Here is an 18208-nt window from a genome sequence, read left to right on the forward strand (position 1 = left end):
CGTGTCGGGCTTCCTTCCCTGCACCGCGCCAAGCGGTCAAAATCGAGCTTTCCCATCGGCCGGAATCCCCATGAGCTACTCAGCCAAGGCACGTTACGCCAGCGAACTCCAAACCATCCGCGAACAGGGCCTGTTCAAGGCCGAACGGATCATCACCTCGCCGCAGTCCGCCGAGATCGAACTGGAAGACGGTCGCAAGGTGTTGAACTTCTGCGCCAACAATTACCTCGGCCTGGCCGACAACGCCGAGGTGATCCAGGCCGCCAAGGACGCGCTGGACACGCATGGTTTCGGCATGGCCAGCGTGCGCTTCATCTGCGGCACGCAGGACCTGCACAAGCAACTGGAGGCGAAGATCGCCGCCTTCTTCGGCACCGAGGACACCATCCTCTATGCCGCCTGTTTCGACGCCAACGGCGGCCTGTTCGAGCCGCTGCTGGGCGAGCAGGACGCCGTCATTTCCGATGCCTTGAACCACGCCTCGATCATCGACGGCATCCGCCTGTGCAAGGCGCAGCGCTACCGTTACGCCAACAGCGACATGGCCGACCTGGAAGCGCAGCTGCAGGCGGCCGAAGCGGCCGGCGCACGAACCAAGCTGATCACCACCGACGGCACGTTCTCGATGGATGGCGTGATCGCGCCGCTGGCTGAGATCACCGCGCTGGCCGCGAAGTACAACGCCATGGTGCATATCGACGAATGCCACTGCACCGGCTTCCTCGGCGACACCGGCCGCGGTGCGGCGGAAGTGCATGGCGTGATGGACAAGATCGACATCTTCACCGGCACCCTGGGCAAAGCGCTCGGCGGCGCGGTGGGTGGCTTCACCACCGGCCGCAAGGAAGTGATCGAACTGTTGCGCCAGCGCTCGCGGCCGTATCTCTTTTCCAACTCGCTGCCGCCGCACGTGGTCGCCGCCGGCATCAAGGTGTTCGACATGCTGGACAGCGCCGCCGAACTGCGCACGAAGCTGCAGGAGAACACTCGCCATTTCCGCAAGCAGATGACCGCCGCGGGTTTCGACATCAAACCGGGCGTGCATCCGATCGTGCCGGTGATGGTCTACGACGCACCCAAGGCGCAGGCGATGGCCAGCGCCCTGCTGGATGAAGGCATCTACGTCACCGGTTTCTTCTTTCCCGTGGTGGCCAAGGGCCAGGCACGCATCCGCACGCAGATGAGCGCGGCGCATACGCGCGAGCAACTCGACCGGGCGATCGCGGCATTCACCCGGGTGGGTCGCAAGCTGGGCGTCATCGGCGGCTGAAGCATCGCGGACAATGTCGCGGCGGGACGTATCACATCCCGCCGCGACGCCCTCCACGCATCACTTTGCGGGTTTGCGGAACCGGTACATGAACTGGTCGGTGTGGCCGCGTATCGACTTGTCGAACACCTTGATGTCGTGCGGATCGGCCGGGTTGCGCAGCGCATCGCTCTCGCCATCGAACACGAAGCCGGCCGATTCCACCTGCGTCTTCACGATCGCCGGATCGATGCGGTGCAGCGTGTTGGTATCACGCATGCCCGAACCTGCCGGCGCCACGTGGTCGATCACCACGAACACGCCACCCGGCTTCAATGCCGCAAACGCTTGCCGATCCAGCGTCACCGGATCGACCTTGCCCATGAACGGGTCGGGATAGTCGTGGTAGTTCTGCGAGGTAAACACCAGGTCGACGGATTCCGGTGCACGCAGCATCGCCGCCGGCTGGGTCAGCACGCTCACATTCGCGTAGTGCGGGTTCGCCGCCAATGCCTTGATCGTCGCGACACCTTCATCGTCGACCTTGGCGTATTCATTCGGCACCACCGCATACACGTGCCCCTGCGTACCCACGACGCCGCTGAATACGCGGGTGAAATAGCCGCTGCCGGGAACCAGCTCCAGCACGTTCTGGCCCGGCTTCACCTCGGTGAAGGCCATGACCTGCGCCACCTTGCGCCGGGCATCATCGGACTTGTCGGCTTGCCGCGCGGGATCGGCAACGGCCTTGGCGACGGCATTGGAAACGATGGGGGCCGATGCTTCGGCCAGGGTTACCGAGGGCAAGGCGAGAACAAGCAACGCCGCGAGAACAGTCAGACGCATGACCTACTCCTGCATCGAAGGGGGAGCGCCGATTGTGCGCCTGATGCGCCGCGTGATCGATAGTCACGAAGGGCGCCAGCCCAGGAGTGTGGACGGCAGAAACGCAAGGGGCTACGGCTTTGCGCTTTTGGCCGGGTTTTCCGCTCCATTTCGTCAGATAGCTACGGCTATCTTCCTCAAACGATCGAAAAACCCGACTCAAAAGCGCTTCGCCTCGCTCCCTTGGTTTCCACCGCCCACGCTCCCAGCCGGCGCCCTTCCCTGTTACCAGGTGATCGGCTTGTCGTCATCCTTGGCGCGCATGGCGGCGGGGAACGCCTCCATCAACGGCCGGATCAGGTCCAGCGGCAGCGGAAACACGATGGTGGACGACTTGCCGGTGTGCGACATGTCGGCCATCGTCTGCAGGTAGCGCAACTGCAACGCCTGCGGTTGCTGCGACAGCATCGCCGCGGCATCGCGCAGCTTCTCGGCCGCCTGCATCTCGCCCTCGGCATGGATCACCTTGGCGCGGCGCTCGCGCTCGGCCTCGGCCTGGCGGGCGATGGCACGCACCATGGTTTCGTTGAGGTCCACATCCTTGATCTCGACGTTGGCGACCTTGATGCCCCACGGGTCGGTGGATTCATCGAGAATGGCCTGCAAGGTCTGGTTGATCGAATCGCGCTGCGACAGGATCTCGTCCAGCTCGTGCTGGCCCAGCACCGAGCGCAGCCGCGTCTGCGCCAGCTGGCTGGTGGCCTGCAGGAAGTTCTCCACCTGCAGCACGGACTTGTCCGGCTCGACCACGCGGAAATACACCACCGCGTTGACGCGCACCGACACGTTGTCGCGCGAGATCACATCCTGTGGCGGCACGTCCATCACGGTGATGCGCAGATCCACCCGGATCATCTGTTGCACCACCGGCAACAGCAGCACCAGGCCCGGCCCACGTGTGCCCGTATAGCGACCCAGCGTCAGGATCACGCCGCGCTGGTACTCCGGCAGGATCTTCACCGCGGAGAACAACAGCAATATCGCGATGATGACCAGGACACCGACAAATCCAAACATGACTCTCTCCCATCAACAGTTTTTGGAACGGCATCGTGGAATGGCCCGCGGCGCCGCTTTCCGAGCGCTTCAGAGGGGCTCGACCCGCAACAGCAAACCCTCCCGCCCGACGACACGCACCCGCGCGCCGCTGGGCAGGGCGGTTGCGCAGCGGGCGCGCCAGCGCTCGCCGCGCACCAGGACCCATGTTTCGTTGTTGTCCCCCACCGGTTCGAGCAGCTCGGCGACATCGCTGCGCATGGCGTCGTCGCCAGTCACCTGGAGCGAGCGGCGCGAGCGGAACACCAGCCATACGACCAGTACCAGCAGACCCGCGGCGCATACCGCGATACCGCCAATGACACCCAGGTTCACCGCATAACCCGGCACGCCGGTATTCATCAGCATGATCGACCCCAACACGAAAGAAACCAGTCCACCCACGCCAAACACTCCGACGGTGGGCGTCACCGCCTCGGCCACCAGCAGGCCGATGCCCAACGCCATCAACGCCAGGCCGGCGTAATTCACCGGCAGCAACTGCAACGCATACAGACCGACCAGCAACGCGATGCCACCCACGATGCCCGGCAACATGGCGCCGGGATGCAGGGCTTCCAGCCCGAGCCCGAAGATGCCGGCCAACAGCAACAGATAGGCAATGGTGGGATTGGTGATGATGCCGAGAAAGCGGCTGCGCGAACCCGGCGCGTAATCACGCACGGTGGCATCAGCCAACTGCAGGGTGACCGTCTCGCCGTCGACCTGCACGCGGCGCCCGCTGGCCTTGGCCAGCAGGTCGGCGGCGTCGTTCGCCACGAAATCGATGACGTGCTTCTGCGCCGCCTCGCTGGCGGTCAACGTGGCGGCGCCGCGCACAGCCTGCTCGGCCCAGGCCGCGTCGCGCCCACGCAGTTGTGCCAGCGAGCGGATATAGGCGATCGAATCGTTGAGGACCTTGTTCGATTCGGCGTCCTCGGACGCCGCGGCCTTGCCCGTACTGGATGCCGCCGCCGGCCCGGCATCCGGCTTCTGCAGTGGCATCGGCGTGCTGCCGCCCAGTTTTACCGGCGTTGCCGCGCCAACATGGGTGGCCGGTGCCATCGCGGCGATCTGGGCCGCATAGAGAATATAGGTTCCGGCCGAGGCGGCTCGCGCCCCGCCCGGTGCCACGTAGGCCAGCACTGGCACCTTGCTCGCCAGCATGCCGGCGATGATCTGGCGCATGGAATCGGAAAGACCGCCGGGCGTGTTCAACTGCAGCACGATCGCTACCGCGCCATCGGCAACGGCGCGTTCCGCGGCATCGTCGAAATATTCCGCGGCGGCGGGGCCGATCGGTCCGTTGAGCGACACGCGGGCGACCATCGGCGAGTTCGCTGGCGTCGGCGCAGGTGCCGCCGTCGCAGTGAGCGCGAGCAAGATCGCCAGCAACAAAAGCCAACGCGTCATCACGAACCTCCTGCATCCATGACGGCACTGTAGCGCGGATCATGTTAGTGATCGGGCAAGTTCAAACCCTACCGGAGTACATGATGCCGAAAATAGATATTGCCAGTGTCCCCGAACGCACCGGCTCGAACTACCCCGCACCTTTCGCCGAACAGGCCGGCAAACGCATCAAGCTGGCCCTGGGCAATGCTGGCAACTTGCAGGACTTCGGCGTCAACCTCACCACGCTGCCGCCAGGCGCCTCATCCAGCCAGCGGCACTGGCACAGCCACGAGGACGAATTCGTGTACGTGCTGTCCGGCGACGTGGTGCTGGTGACCGACGCGGGCGAGCAAACCCTGCACGCCCACGACTGCGCCGCGTTTCCGAAAAACGTGGCGGACGGCCATCAGCTGCTGAATCGCGGCAAGGTCAACGCGGTGTATCTGGAAATCGGCTCGCGCCATCCGGACGACGCGTGCACCTATCCGGATGTCGACCTGCATGCACCCGCCGGTGACGCTGGCTATACCCACAAGGACGGTTCACCGTACTAGTGCGGCAGCCCGGCGGGCATCTCAGAGCGCGGCGTCCGAACCCCACAGCGCCTCCATGCTTACGTTCATGCCCAACTCGTCGAGATCCACCACCTCGGTCACGGCGTGAGCCGTGGGGTCGCCATGGCGACGAATCGGCGCACCGATGCGCAAACCGTCCTGGGTGGTGATCGAGGACACCCGCGGATTGCGGTCGGTGGCGCCCCGGCGCGTGACCACCGCAATGCTGCCGTTGTGCAGACGCACGCCGGTGCCCGGCGGGTAAATACCCAGGGTCTTGATGAACAGCGCCGCATGATGCTCGTTCACCGCCGCCCCCTCGTTGAGAAAGAGCCGCCGCAAGGCCACGTTGGGCAGCATGGCACTGCGGCAGGCGCGGCTGGAAACCCGCGCGCAATAGACGTCGGCCAGCGATACCAGCTGGGTCAACGGGTGAATGGCGTCGCCGGATTTCTTTGCGGGGTAGCCGCTGCCATCCGGGCGCTCGTGATGGTCGCGCACGATTTCCAGCCAGCGTTCGTCGCCAACGCCGCGCTGCTGCAGCCAGTCCACGCCGCGTTCGCAATGACCGGTCACGTCACGACGCTGGTCGTCGTTCAACTCGCCCACTTCCTGCAGGCGTTGCTGCAGATCGAGCATGCCGAAGTTCATGGTCAAGGCCCCCGCCACCACGGTGGCGAGGTCGGCCGCAGAGAACGACATGGCCACGCCGGCGATCTGGCATGCGATGGCCGCGTTCACCGAATGGCGAATGGCGTAGGAACCCTCGCGATGCATCAGGATCGAAGCCAGCGCGACATCCGCGTTGGCCCGGCAGGCACGCTGCACCGTGGCGGCCACTTGCAACAGCGGCGTGGAGACCTCGTCTCCGACCGGCGCGGCGGACAACAACTGCAACTGGCGTCGTGCACCGAGAATGAGCGACAGCGGCGACGGGTTTCGGTCGGGTTCCGGCGCCGCGGGCTCGTGGGTGGGCGTCACCCCTGCCCACAACGCATGACGTTCCAGTTTCTCGATCTGGCTTGCGCTGGTTATCACGTGACCGCGGCGCAGGAGAAGCGTGCCCTTCACATCATAGGCATCGCATGGCAACGGTTCGCCAATCTTGAGATCCGATGGATCGATCAGACGCTTTTGCACATTCGCCCCGCTTTCAGGTACCGAGCGGTCGAAGCGGTGTGCTCCCGGGTCGATGGTCTCAACCAACCGACCCTCCATTGCGGCAGGCCTTGCAACTGCAACCGCAACCAGCACCGTGTACCTGTACATACCTGATCGGCGGATGCGCCGTGATCTTTAGCCTGGGCCGGAAGAAGCACCAGGCGCGGGACGTCCGGCGGCCGGCAAATCGGTGCCGACAAGGATCGCGCGGATGGCACGCAGCTTTGCCTTGATCAACGCCTCGTTGGCCGGCCCCGTACGCAACAGAAGCCTCTGGCCCGCCGAAAGGGATTCCAGCGCGGGATCCGCGAACACGTAATGGCTCTTCGATCGCAACAGGAGTGCCGGCTGTGCCAGCTCCGGCGCCGCCAGCAGGTCGTCGATCACCACAATCAACCGGTCGTTGAAATAACCATGGGGGTAGCCAAGCTCCTGATAAGCCTGCTGGAACATGGGGTATGCACGCGCATACCAGGCGACCAACTGCGCCGGATCGACATGCTGCATCACCTCGATATAAGGCGTATAGCGGTCACTGTTCTGCGCGGCCACGGTGATATGGCCATCGGTTTCGACCGTCGCAAACGCACCCTTGGGCGGGTGCGCGGGCAGCATCAACGTACCCATTGCACGCCGCGGCAAGGCATCGATGGTGGCGACGATGCGCGCCACCACCCGTGTCGATACCAGCAAATCACGCCCCTGGTCTCCACCTGTCAGCGCCATGAGCGCGGCGATCACGTCGTCGTCGCTTTCACCGAGCGGCGGCAGTGAGGCAGTGGACGCAGTAGCTGGCACCGCCGCCTGCGTGATCGGATGGCGGGGTGACGTCGCCGTCGCTGGTGCGACCTGCGTTGTGGCCGATGGCGCCGTTTCACCGGCCGCGGGCGGTTGCTGCTTCATCTTGTGCGACACATAAAGAGCCACCACCGCAACCACCAGCACCACGACCACAGCCAGCACCCAACTTGCCACCGATGTTTTCTTTTTCACGCGTACTCCGTCGTTGCCATTGCACAAGCGGTTCGACTGAAAGCGGTCCGGATCGTTCACGGCCCCGCGTCACGCCGACGACACCAGCATGTCCGAAGTGGCCTGCGCATGCGTTGATCTTTCGTTAGCCGCCGTGCTTTCACCTCGCGTGTCCATGTATTTCCGCACCATGGCACCTCCTGCACACCGCGCTGCCTTCATGCCCGCCTCCCCCATCCGCTTCGCCGGCGAACGCGCTCCACGGGCCTGATCATGAAGCAGGCCAGTCTTTTCGATGCGGGCGGCACGCGGATACTGCTCGACGATGTCAGCGGCAAGATCACGCTGACGCCGGACCTCATCGATGCGCAAACCGCAGCCCAGTGGTTCCGGGCGTTGCACGACGGCATCGTGTGGAAGAGCGGCCGTCGGGTGATGTACGAACGTGAAGTGGACGTACCGCGATTGCGTGCGCATTTCCGCACCGACGACCCGGCGCTTCCCGACGTGTTGCAACAGGCCCTTGGCCGTGTTCGCGCCGCCTTCGGCGCACCGTTCGACAGTATTGGCCTGAATCTCTACCGCGACCAGCACGACAGCGTGGCGCCACACAACGACAAGCTCGCGGATATCATCAGAGGCCAGCCGATCGTGTTGCTGTCGCTCGGCGCCACCCGCACCATGACGATCCGCGGCAAGCAGCCGCCGCGCCATGTATTGCGGGTGGATCTGGACGCCGGCAGTGCGCTGTTGATGAGTTGGGAAACCCAGCTCCACTACGACCACGCCATTCTCAAACAGCGCGCTCCCATCGGACCGCGCATCAGTCTGGCCTTTCGGGTGCGCGAAGCGGGCAAGACTGGCGATGTTTCCTAACGGCTGTCGCCCTTGGGAAAGCGCACCCGCTCCGGCTCGGCGTTGAGCCGCTGCAGCATTGCGGCGATCAGGCGGGATTTGACGCTGCCGGCCTGTTTGGGATCCACCACGTAGCGCACGATCGCGTCGATCCAGGTATTGGCGTTGACCCGAAACAGCACCGACGGCCGCTCGTGCACCTGCACCTGGTCCACCGGGGTGGACGCCAGGATGTCGCGGAAAACCTGCACGCGTTCGATCATCGCCTCGCCCAGTTCCGCCTCCGCCGCCTCGCGCATCACCCGGCCCACGAACTCAAAGTCGCTGTCGTAGCCCACCTGGAAGGAAATCTCGTTCCAGATATACGGAAAAACCGGCCATGAATAGTTGTAGATGGCGCTGGTCAGCACGTTGGCATTGGGAAACTTCACCAGGCGCCCGCTCGGATGATCGGTGGAGACATAGGGCCCGCCAACCTCCCACAGCGTCGTATCCAGGTAGGTCACGTCGATGACATCGCCGGTGGCCTCGCCGATGCTTATGCGGTCGCCCACGCGATAGGGCTCGCGCGCAAGGATGTAGATCCAGCCGATGAAGCTGGTGATCGGCGTCTGCAACGCAAAACCCAGCACCAGCGAGATAAGTCCCAGCGAAGCGGCGGCCGCGTACCAGTTGGCGAACAACACCGAAACCACGATGGACGCCAGCACCACGTACACCACCAGGCGCAGGATGCGACGCAGGTTGTAGCGGGTGACCGCCGTCTCCGCCCGCTCGATGGCGTAAACGCGCACCAGCCTGGCTGCCGCCAGGGTCAACACGATTGCCATCGCGCCCCCGCTGGCTCGCCGCAGCAGCGGGACGTAGCGCGCGGCGAAATCGAAGTAATGCAGCCGCAACAGGTAAAACACCACCGCCAGCACGATCAACGCCAACGCATAGGTCCCCAGCCAGAACTTGTGCCGGCGCGGTACCGCCGGCGGCTTTTCATCGCCGCAGTCGCGCGAGCGCTGCCGCATGGCGCGCTGTACCTGTTCATCCTGGGCCTTCGCCGGGTCGAGGGCGCTGTTGGCGACGGATGGGGAGGGATCGGTCATGCATGCTTTCCCGGCTGGCCGAAGTACGGCGTAGGGCCAGCGAACTACACCGGCGGTACCGATAAAGTGAAAGCCAGCGCCTGCATGCTCACTGCGCGTGCACCATCGCGCCCGCTAGCATCCGGCAGTCCATCCCGATGGAGCCGTCGCGTGTCCCCGCTCAAGCTCGCCACTTTCAATATCAATGGCATCCGCTCGCGACTGCCGATCCTGCTGGCATGGCTGGAGCGCGAGATGCCCGACATCGTCTGCCTGCAGGAACTGAAGGCGCCCGATGATGCGTTTCCGATCGCCGAGATCCGCGCCGCCGGCTACGGTGCGCTGTGGCAGGGGCAAACCTCCTGGAACGGCGTGGCGATTCTCGCCCGCGGTGGCGACCCGGTGGAAAGCCGGCGCGGCCTGCCCGGCGATCCGGCCGACAAGCAGAGCCGCTACCTGGAAGCGGCGGCGCATGGCGTCATGGTGGGTTGCCTCTACCTGCCCAACGGCAACCCGCAACCGGGGCCGAAATTCGACTACAAACTGGCGTGGTTCGAGCGGCTGATCAAGCACGCCGCGCGGCTCTACAAGAGCGGCCACCCAGTGGTGCTGGCGGGTGATTTCAACGTGGTCCCCACCGACGAGGACATCTACAACCCGCGCTCATGGCTGAAGGATGCCCTGCTGCAACCGGAAAGCCGCGCGTGCTATCAGCGACTACTGGCGCAAGGCTGGACCGACGCCTTGCGTGCCCGTCACCCGGATGATCGCATCTACACGTTCTGGGATTATTTCCGCCAGCACTGGCCGCGCAATTCGGGCCTTCGCATCGACCATCTGCTGCTGAGCGCCGATCTGGCGCCGCGGCTGAAAGATGCCAACGTCGATCGCTGGGTACGCGACCTGCCCCATCCCAGCGATCACACACCGACCTGGATCACGCTGGACATGGCGGCCCGGTGCAAATCCGCCGCGCCGCGCAAGACCGCCCGCCCGCAGCCGGCCAGGCCTTGACCAGGCAACGAGCGGGCGCGATGGCTGCAGCCCCATCGATTTCTCGGCAAGCGGCCGGTGACAACCGACCCTGGCCAATCCCTGGCCGGGCCATCAAGCGCCGTCAATGGCGACGGTCGGCTTCCCGCTTGGCGTCGTCGTTAGCCTTGCCAACCTTTTTCTGGACTTTGCCGACGTTTTTCTCCACGGCGCCCTTTGCTTCCTGCCATTTGTCACCCGTGACCTTGCCGGCCACTTCCTTCACGGCACCCTTGACCTCGTGCTTCGTACCCTCGACGCGATTGTGATCCATGCCAACTCTCCGCAAGCCTGCGGCGTGCAGGCGCTTCGTTTGTACGACGAGGGCGGTCGACAGGCCGTGACCGGCCTGTTTGCACGATGTTTGCGGGTGCCGATGCGCACGTTGCATTCACGGTCCGGGCCGGCAAGCTGTGTGACCACCTCGTCCGGACGCTCCGCATGGCCCACACCTACGACTGTCTGATCATCGGCGCCGGTCCCGCGGGACTCACGGCGGCGACCTACCTGGCGCGGTTCCGGCGCGACATCGTGGTGCTGGACGGTGGCCAGAGCCGCGCCCGCTGGATTCCGGCCAGCCACAACTGCCCCGGCTTTCCCTTCGGCGTAGCGGGCAACGAATTGCTGGCACGTTATCGCACCCACGCACGGGAATACGGTGTGCCGATCGTGGAAACGCAGGTAGAGACCCTGGCCAGAGAGGGCCCTGCCTTTGTCGCCGGTGATGGAACGCGCGAATGGCGGGCGCGTCATGTGATCCTGGCCACCGGCGTGGTCGACCGGCTGCCCGAAATGGCGGATGTGGAAGACGCCATCCACAGCGGCGTGGTGCGCTTGTGCGCGGTTTGCGATGGCTACGAAGCCCGCGACGAAGCGATCGGCGTACTCGCCCCGGCCGCCGACGCGCTCGACCACGCCGAATTCCTGCGCACGTTTTCACGCAAGGTCGCCGCCTTGGTCATGGATGAACCCGGCATGCTTGATGACGCATGGCGGCGGCGCGCGGACCGTGCCGGTATCACGTTGTACCCCGCGCCCACCCGGCTGTCGCTGCGCGACGGCGGTTGCCAGGCGGATTTCAGCGACGGCACCACGCTGCGCATGGATACGCTCTACCCCGTGCTTGGCGCCGAAGCGCAATGCGCGCTGGTTCGCGCACTCGGCGCGCGGCTCGATGCCGTTGGGGCGCTGCATGTGGACGAACGGATGCACACCAGCGTGGAGGGTTTGTATGCGATTGGCGATGTGGTCAGCGGGCTCAACCAGATCAGCGTGGCGGTGGGCCATGCCGCGCTGGCCGCCAGCGCAGTGCACCAGCGTCTTCCGCCAAACCCCCGGTGAGGATCGGTTCCCCGCGCCGTGCCGACAGCCGAGGCCACGGCTGTGCGGGTAGAAGATCAGGTGTTGATCAAGGGCGCGACGTTGCGAACCGACACGCGGTGGTATCGGCAAAAACCAGCCAACGGCAATGCCCGGGAAAGCGCATATACGCGCGAATCAATTCACCGTACCGGCGCCACCACTTGCGGATCGGGGCGAACGACGACGGAATGTTCGAGCCATCGGACTGACGATGTATTCAACACCGCCGGAAAACTTGCATATACTTCCGCCGCTGGGGGCAGCAGGGGCGGCGGCATATAACCGTGCGTCAGGGAGATTCGCCAAGTACCGCCGATATACACCACCGCCCATCACCTGGGCACGACGCGGATGGCGGACGACCCGAAGAAAGGCGTGGTCGATCGCCACGGCAAGGTGCATGGCGTAGCCAACCTGCACATAGCCGGCAGTTCCGTGTTCCCGACCGGCGGCTGGGCGTTTCCGACACTCACGATCGTCGCGTTGAGCCTGCGCCTGGCCGAAAACCTCAAGGCGAAACTGCGGTCGGACGCACTGGCCGAGATGGGGGATCAGGCGAACGCCGCCTGACTCCCTTCATTACAGAATTCTCGGGTGTTGCAAACACTCGCCGCCTGGCGCCATGGCCAGGCGGCAGCGGTCGCTGCGACGTTCAGGCCAGGTGCCGGCGCACCCATGCCACGTAACGGTCGACGAAGTCCTGCAGGAATTTTTCGGTGCCGTCGTTGCTGATGTGGCCCTTCTCATCGATCAAGGTATCGTCCTTGAAATGCACGAAAACCTCCGGCTGCGCCAGCGTCGACACGTCCAGATAGGCCAGCGTGTTGCGCAGATGCTGCTGTGCCATGGCGCTGCCCACCGCGCCGATCGAGGCGCCGATCACCGCCCCCGGCTTGCCCGCGAACGAGTTGGTGCCCCAGGGCCGGGACCCGATATCAAGCGCGTTCTTCAGCACGCCGGGCACCGAGCGGTTGTATTCGGGGGTAACGAACAACAGCGCGTTGGCGGCCTCCACCTGGTGTTTCAGCCGCTTGCACTCGGCCGGGTAATCGCCGTCGAAATCCTGGTTGTAGAGCGGCAAGTTGTCGATCCGGATGTGCTCGAACTCCACCCCTTCGGGCGCCAGCCGCTCCACGGCCAACGCCAATCGGCGATTGATGGATGCCTTGCGCAGGCTGCCGACGAATACCGCTACCTTGATCTTACCCATGTGTTTGGCTCCGACAGGTTGAGGTCCATTTTGATGCGCCGACCAGTATAGGTTCCTCCGCGTTAGGCACCGTGATGACGCCCGGTTTGGCCCGAAACGACCCAGTGGCACGCCGATTGCTTTGTCGATCTCACGGATCACACTGATTTTTCAGGTTTTCTTGCCGACCCACCCCGTGCAACAATGGAGAGACGCCAGAGCTCATGCCCAGGGCATGACGGACTTGTTGCAGGGAATACGCATAGTCCGGTGAGGGGAAGTCAACGTTCAAGGAACGGTCGATGGCCAGGTCGAAAACAATCAGCGCTTTTTGCCACCTCCCGTGGCTCGGCTGTCTGATGCTGAGCCTGCTGTCGATTGGCATTGTCCGCGCCGCCACACCACTGGATGGCGCCTGGCGCACGGTGCATGCGGGCGATACGCCGCAACAGGTGCTGCAGGATTTTCACAACGGCACGCTGACCCGCTTCGATCCCGCCATGCTGCAGCAGTTCCCGCGCAGCAACCTTGGCAGCTGGGTCGTGCTTGCGCCGCAACCCCCCTGGGTCGATGAAGAAAGGGTGCTGGCGATTTACCCGCCCCCGGCCGGCGTCATCACCATCTATCCCGCGGCAACCGACGTCGTCGCCCCCTTGTCGCGCAGGGATTTTTCGGCACCGGCCCATGGCCACGGCCGGCTGGCGTGGTACGTGCCGACAACACAACCGCCCTCCGCACCGATTGTGCTGAAGTTCGAACCCACGACCGCCGTCGCCGCGCCCGTGCGGTTCGACCTGCAGCCGTGGGGCGAATACCTGCAGAAGGACGCCAGCTGGCTGGTCTTCGCCACCGCGTGCTTCGCCGTGATGCTGGCGATGGTGCTGATGGCACTGTGTTTTTCGCTGATGCTGCGCGACGTCACCTACACCTGGTACGCGGGCTACATCCTCTGTTATGCGCTGATACAGGCCGCGCAGAGTGGCTTCCTGTTTCATCCGCTGGAGTGGCATTGGCTGGACGGGATAGCGCCCGCGCTCGAAGCCATAGCCACCGCCGCCTCGGTGGCATTCGCGTCGCTGTTCATGGTGCGGTTCTGCGAATTGCAGCGCTACGCACCGCTGCTGCGTGTTCTCATCGGCGGGCTGGCCGTCTGCATGGCGGCACTGGTCATCATGCAAGGTAGCCGCATCGACCTGCTCCAGCAGAGGATGTCATTGCTGCTCAATCCGCTGCTGTTGCTGGGGGCCACCTTGCTGTCCATCGCCGCCATCATCGCCGCCGCACGCGGTTCGAGGCATGCGTGGTTTTTCCTGGTCGGTTGGGTACCGCTGCTGGCGCTTACGGCAATCAGCAGCGCACAGATGAACGGCGCGCTGCCCAGCCTGGGCTGGATCAACCAGGCGGCGCTTGGCGTAGGTGCGTTCGAGGCCATCGTGTTGTCGCTGGGTCTGGCCGACCGTGCGCTGGTGCTGCGCCGCGACCGCGACACCGTGCGCGTACTGGCCGAACGCGACATGCTGACCAATGCCTTCAACCGCCGCGCATGGATCGAGCGCGCCGAGAAAGCGCTGGCCAGCGATCCCCCGCAATCACTGGCCGCCCTGTTCCTGGACCTGGATCACTTCAAGCAGCTCAACGACCACCACGGCCACAGCGCGGGCGATCACGCACTGACGTCGGTGGCGGCAGCGCTTGAAACGGAGCTGCGGCCCGCCGACTTGTTCGGCCGCTATGGCGGCGAGGAATTCGTGGTTTTGCTGACCGGTGCCACGGTGGCGCAAGCGATGCAGGTGGCCACCCGGCTGTGCCGCCGCGTGCACCGGCTGGAGATTCCGGTGGACGAGGGAGAGCAGCGGCTCACGATCAGCATCGGCATCGCCATGCGTATCGAGGGCGACACCGTTGCGTCACTGGTGGATCGCGCCGACCAGGCCATGTACAAAGCCAAGCTCGGTGGTCGCAACCGCACCTTTCTGCATCGTGTCGCCACGCCACACTCGGCACGACCACGGTTGCATATCATCGATGGAAACGGCCGGTAACAGGCTTTCGCCGCCGACGCCCACACTGGCGCCTGCTTGAGCCTCTGGTTCGGTCACCCCAGCTCGCGGGCAGCCGCCACCACATCGTCTACACCCGGCAAAACCAGCAAGGCGGCACTCGCCAGCGGCGTGAAGGTGTCGGCGCCCACGACCCGGCGCAACGGCGTGGCACCGCAGCCACCTTCGACGATGGCGGTGATCACGCCCTCGCCCACGCCCGCGCTCTTGCGGCCTTCATCCAGCACCAGGATGCGCCTGGCGCTCTTCGCCTGTGCCGCGATGAAGGCATCGTCGAGCGGCGCCAGCCAGCGCAGATCGACCACGCGCACCTGCCACTTCAGCTCCGCTTCGATCGTGCGCGCGGCGCGCAACGCCATCGGCACGCCGTTGCCGAAGGTGAACACCACCAGGTCGTTCGCCTTTTCGTTGTAGACACGGCCCTCGCCCAGCGTCATCGCCTGGTCGGGCGCCGGATAGTCGAACTGCCACTGGCCGTCGCCGGCCTCGTACAGATCCTTGGTCATGTACAGCGCGATCGGTTCGAGGAAGGCGCAGACGCGGCCATCGACCTTCGCCAGCGCCATCAGCGTGCGCAGCATCATCGCCGCGTCGTCGCCGCGGCTGGGGCAACCGACCACCAGGCCGGGGATGTCGCGCAGCGCGGTGATCGAGTTGTCGTTGTGGAAGTGGCCGCCGAAACCCTTCTGGTAACCCAGCGAGGCCACGCGCATCACCATCGGATTGCGGTACTGGCCGTTGGAGAAGAACTGCAGCGAGGCCGCCTCGCCGCGGATCTGGTCGCAGGCGTTGTGGAAATACGCCAGGTACTGGATCTCCGGAATCGGCAGCATGCCCATGTTGGCGTAGCCCTGGGCCAGGCCCAGGATCATCGTCTCGTCGAGCAGCGTGTTGAACACGCGGCTGCCCTTGAAGGTCTTGTTGAGGCCCTTGGTGACGGTATACACGCCGCCCTTCTGCGCCACGTCCTCGCCGAACAGCAACGCCTCCGGATACTTCGCCATCAGGTCGTGCAAAGCCTGCCCGATCTGGATGGCCAGATGCCGTGGCGGCAGTTTTTCCGGCAGCTTCGCTTCGCCGCCGAACACTTTCAGGCGCTGCGCCGCGTAGTCGGCGCGCGTGGCCTCGGCCTTCACCGCGGCCGGCGTGTACGGCGCCAGCGGCTTCATCACGTCGTCCAACGAGGTCAGGCGATGGCGCGAATCCGCATCCTCGGCGGCAGCGAAGCAACGCTTGCGGGTGGCCTCGTAGAGATTCAGCAGGTCGTCCTTCGAATACAGGCCAGACGCCAGCGCGATGGCGGCCGAGCGCAGCAGCGGATCGGAGCATTCGACCGCAAAGAGTTCCTCGATGCTGCGCCACTCGATCTCGAAATCGGTGCCGGCGTGGCCCATCACGCGGGTGGTCTTCAGGTGCAGGAAGGTTGGCCGGCGCGTGCTGCGGCAATGCTCCACCGCGCGCTGCACCTGGGCGTAGCCCTCGGCCACGTCGAGGCCGTCGGCGAAGAAGTAGTCGAGATTGGCGCGATGCTGGTAATTGTTGGCGACCCAGCCCGACGGCGTCTTCACCGAGATGCCGATGCCGTTGTCCTCGCACACGAACAGCACCGGTGCGGGCAGTTTCTGGTACGCCGTCCAGGCCGCTGTATTGAACGCGGTCTGCGCACTGGCATGGTTGCTGGAGGCATCGCCGAACGAGCAGATGGTGATGCTGTCATCAGGAATCGGCAGCTGATGGCCGATGCGGCGCGCCTGCTCGATCGCCACCGCGGTGCCCAGCGCCTTGGGCAGGTGCGAGGCGATCGTCGAGGTCTGCGGCAGCACCCACAGCGGCTTGGAACCCCACACCTTGTGGCGGCCACCGGAGGCCGGATCGTCCTTGCTGGCGGCGAAGGACAGCGCCGAGTCCATCACCGGGTCCATGCCCGGGATCTTGCGGAAACGTTCGGCCATGAAGGCGCCGGAGCGGTAATGCAGGAACGCCGGATCGGTGTGGCGTGCCAACCGCGCCACCATCGCGTTGCCTTCGTGGCCGGACGAACCGATCGTGTAGAACACCTTGTTCTGCACGCGCAGCACGCGCGCCATCAGGTCGAGGTGGCGCGAGATCAGTTGCGATTCCAGCAACTCGCGGAAGCCGCGCGCATCCAGCGCACTGCCCGGCAACACCGCCTCGTCGTCGCGTGGCGCGGCACGGGTTTCGCCCTGCCACAGCTGCACGAACTCCAGAAAATTCTGGTCGACGACTTCGGCGCGATTGAAGCCCTTGTGGCGAGCGCCGAGGGCGAAGGGAATGGCTGTCATGGTGTGGTCGTTCTGATCGGGCGGTAGTCAACGGGAAGACAGGACAGGAATGGTGAAAGCAGCAGGCGTGAGTGCCCGCAACGCTTCGGCGTGCCGCATGTCCTTTTCCCGTCCGAAACTTTTGAAGAGGCGAATCTGGTCGTCGAGGGAAGGCACCGGTACCGCCAGGCCGTTCACGCCCACCAGCACCAGGCGGCCGGGCGATACCGCCTGCCAGCGCTCATCGGCATGAACTTCAAGCGCGCCCATGATCTCCACCGCCGCGCCGGGAAAACGGAAACGGGCGAAATGCGAACGGAAGCGGCCGGCATCCGGCGGCGTGAACGCGGTTTCGCGCTGCGATGCCCAAACCGCCATCAACGTCTCGGCATCGGCACGCGAGGTCAGCACATCCACATCCGCCGCGCTTGCCTGCGCGCCGAGCAACAAAGCCGCGGTGCTGCCGATCAGGCACCACGGATCGACGCAGTGCACGTGCAGGTCGGGCACGATCTCGGCCAGGGTGGTGTAAAGCGCTGGCGAGAGGTGGCTCATGCGCGTCGCCTGCGCCATTGCTCGCGCGTCTGCGCCCAGATCTCGGTGGGCGAACCCTCGTGCGGTGCGGGCAGCTTGCCGGGGCCGCGGAGGGTCGAACCCAACCGCCGCGCCAGTGCCTGCGAGGCATGATTGTCGGGATGGATGGAGTGGATCACTTCATCCCAGCCGAGTCGGTCGAAGGTCCAGTCGATCGCCGCGATACAGCCTTCCAGCGCATAACCCTTGCCCCAGGCGTGGCGCGCCAGGCCCCAGCCCACTTCGGTTCCCGGCCACCCTTCCGGATGCCATGGGCCCAACTGGCCGATCCATTGGCCACTGGTCTTCTCGATCACCGCGAACATCGAGAACCCCTGGATCGTCCATGCACCGGCTTTGCCCAGGAAACTCCGCCACGCCAACGCCCGCGTCTGCACGCCGCCGGTGAAGAGGGTTGCCTCCGCATCCGCCATCTTCGCCGCATAGGCGTCAAAATCCTGCGCAAGCGGCGGGCGCAGGATCAGCCGGTCGGTTTCGATGCGCAGCGAATCGAGGTCCATGCGCCAC

The 18208-nt window shown here is 65.0% G+C and carries 18 protein-coding genes; 7 read left to right on the forward strand and 11 right to left on the reverse strand.

The genetic code is table 11. The features are described from left to right. Positions 1–70: 70 nt before the first annotated feature. Positions 71–1270 carry a glycine C-acetyltransferase gene (gene kbl / locus ASD68_RS04605; protein WP_056603928.1) on the forward strand — a complete coding sequence of 400 codons (1200 nt, stop codon included), beginning with the start codon at positions 71–73 and terminating at the stop codon, positions 1268–1270. A gap of 60 nt (positions 1271–1330) precedes the next feature. Here the strand turns inward: kbl and ASD68_RS04610 are convergent, their stop codons facing one another. The 3 genes from ASD68_RS04610 to ASD68_RS04620 form a co-directional block, all read right to left on the reverse strand. Further along, on the reverse strand, positions 1331–2095 hold the full coding sequence (locus ASD68_RS04610; protein ID WP_056603931.1) for a class I SAM-dependent methyltransferase: 765 nt from the start codon (positions 2093–2095) through the stop codon (positions 1331–1333). 264 nt (positions 2096–2359) lie between these two features. Beyond that, a complete protein-coding gene (locus tag ASD68_RS04615) occupies positions 2360–3151 on the reverse strand; it encodes a slipin family protein (RefSeq protein ID WP_056079319.1) in 792 nt (263 codons plus the stop codon). A gap of 69 nt (positions 3152–3220) precedes the next feature. Beyond that, positions 3221–4582: a nodulation protein NfeD gene (locus ASD68_RS04620; protein ID WP_056603934.1), complete on the reverse strand. Its 1362-nt coding sequence runs from the start codon at positions 4580–4582 to the stop codon at positions 3221–3223. 83 nt (positions 4583–4665) lie between these two features. Here ASD68_RS04620 and ASD68_RS04625 point away from each other — a divergent pair, with 83 nt between their 5' ends. After that, positions 4666–5118 (forward strand): cupin domain-containing protein, encoded by a 453-nt coding sequence (locus ASD68_RS04625; protein ID WP_056605182.1) that lies wholly within the window; start codon positions 4666–4668, stop codon positions 5116–5118. 21 nt (positions 5119–5139) lie between these two features. Here ASD68_RS04625 and ASD68_RS04630 read toward each other — a convergent pair whose 3' ends face one another. Together ASD68_RS04630 and ASD68_RS04635 are read right to left on the reverse strand one after the other, a co-directional pair. Beyond that, positions 5140–6156 (reverse strand): HD domain-containing phosphohydrolase, encoded by a 1017-nt coding sequence (locus ASD68_RS04630; protein WP_235578632.1) that lies wholly within the window; start codon positions 6154–6156, stop codon positions 5140–5142. A gap of 258 nt (positions 6157–6414) precedes the next feature. Further along, positions 6415–7332, reverse strand: a complete 918-nt coding sequence (locus ASD68_RS04635) for a DUF3014 domain-containing protein (protein WP_235578633.1) — start codon at positions 7330–7332, stop codon at positions 6415–6417. A 192-nt stretch (positions 7333–7524) separates the two neighbouring features. Here ASD68_RS04635 and ASD68_RS04640 point away from each other — a divergent pair, with 192 nt between their 5' ends. Beyond that, complete coding sequence (locus ASD68_RS04640; protein WP_082545944.1) at positions 7525–8127, forward strand: alpha-ketoglutarate-dependent dioxygenase AlkB; 603 nt, start codon at positions 7525–7527, stop codon at positions 8125–8127. Here ASD68_RS04640 and ASD68_RS04645 read toward each other — a convergent pair. After that, positions 8124–9203 (reverse strand): mechanosensitive ion channel family protein, encoded by a 1080-nt coding sequence (locus ASD68_RS04645; RefSeq protein WP_056603940.1) that lies wholly within the window; start codon positions 9201–9203, stop codon positions 8124–8126. The genes ASD68_RS04640 and ASD68_RS04645 overlap by 4 nt on opposite strands. 150 nt (positions 9204–9353) lie before the next feature. On the opposite strand from ASD68_RS04645, the gene xth reads away from it, so the two are divergent. Then, positions 9354–10196 carry an exodeoxyribonuclease III gene (gene xth, locus ASD68_RS04650; RefSeq protein ID WP_056603943.1) on the forward strand — a complete coding sequence of 281 codons (843 nt, stop codon included), beginning with the start codon at positions 9354–9356 and terminating at the stop codon, positions 10194–10196. Between the two features lie 103 nt (positions 10197–10299). Here the strand turns inward: xth and ASD68_RS04655 are convergent, their stop codons facing one another. Beyond that, a complete protein-coding gene (locus ASD68_RS04655) occupies positions 10300–10488 on the reverse strand; it encodes a CsbD family protein (RefSeq protein ID WP_056079336.1) in 189 nt (62 codons plus the stop codon). Positions 10489–10655: 167 nt separating this feature from the next. Here ASD68_RS04655 and ASD68_RS04660 point away from each other — a divergent pair, with 167 nt between their 5' ends. Beyond that, a complete protein-coding gene (locus ASD68_RS04660; RefSeq protein ID WP_056605188.1) occupies positions 10656–11555 on the forward strand; it encodes an NAD(P)/FAD-dependent oxidoreductase in 900 nt (299 codons plus the stop codon). Between the two features lie 336 nt (positions 11556–11891). Beyond that, on the forward strand, positions 11892–12146 hold the full coding sequence (locus ASD68_RS04665; RefSeq protein WP_255357720.1) for a GMC family oxidoreductase: 255 nt from the start codon (positions 11892–11894) through the stop codon (positions 12144–12146). A gap of 82 nt (positions 12147–12228) precedes the next feature. On the opposite strand, the gene ASD68_RS04670 is transcribed toward ASD68_RS04665, so the two are convergent. Continuing rightward, positions 12229–12786 carry an NAD(P)H-dependent oxidoreductase gene (locus tag ASD68_RS04670; protein WP_056079337.1) on the reverse strand — a complete coding sequence of 186 codons (558 nt, stop codon included), beginning with the start codon at positions 12784–12786 and terminating at the stop codon, positions 12229–12231. A gap of 338 nt (positions 12787–13124) precedes the next feature. Between ASD68_RS04670 and ASD68_RS04675 the strand changes: the two genes are divergently transcribed. Next, the gene (locus tag ASD68_RS04675; protein WP_056603949.1) at positions 13125–14807 is read left to right on the forward strand and encodes a diguanylate cyclase; all 1683 of its coding nucleotides are present in this window, start codon (positions 13125–13127) and stop codon (positions 14805–14807) included. A 53-nt stretch (positions 14808–14860) separates the two neighbouring features. Here ASD68_RS04675 and ASD68_RS04680 read toward each other — a convergent pair whose 3' ends face one another. The 3 genes from ASD68_RS04680 to ASD68_RS04690 are packed head-to-tail and all read right to left on the reverse strand — an operon-like array spanning position 14861 to position 18201. After that, positions 14861–17128, reverse strand: a complete 2268-nt coding sequence (locus ASD68_RS04680) for a thiamine pyrophosphate-dependent enzyme (protein WP_056603953.1) — start codon at positions 17126–17128, stop codon at positions 14861–14863. 27 nt (positions 17129–17155) lie between these two features. Further along, positions 17156–17680 carry a hypothetical protein gene (locus tag ASD68_RS04685; protein WP_056603955.1) on the reverse strand — a complete coding sequence of 175 codons (525 nt, stop codon included), beginning with the start codon at positions 17678–17680 and terminating at the stop codon, positions 17156–17158. Beyond that, on the reverse strand, positions 17659–18201 hold the full coding sequence (locus tag ASD68_RS04690; RefSeq protein WP_056605191.1) for a GNAT family N-acetyltransferase: 543 nt from the start codon (positions 18199–18201) through the stop codon (positions 17659–17661). The genes ASD68_RS04685 and ASD68_RS04690 overlap by 22 nt, the downstream gene beginning before the upstream one ends. Positions 18202–18208: the final 7 nt, after the last annotated feature.

The sequence above is a fragment of the Rhodanobacter sp. Root627 genome (genome assembly GCF_001427835.1).
GTDB lineage: Bacteria > Pseudomonadota > Gammaproteobacteria > Xanthomonadales > Rhodanobacteraceae > Rhodanobacter > Rhodanobacter ginsenosidimutans.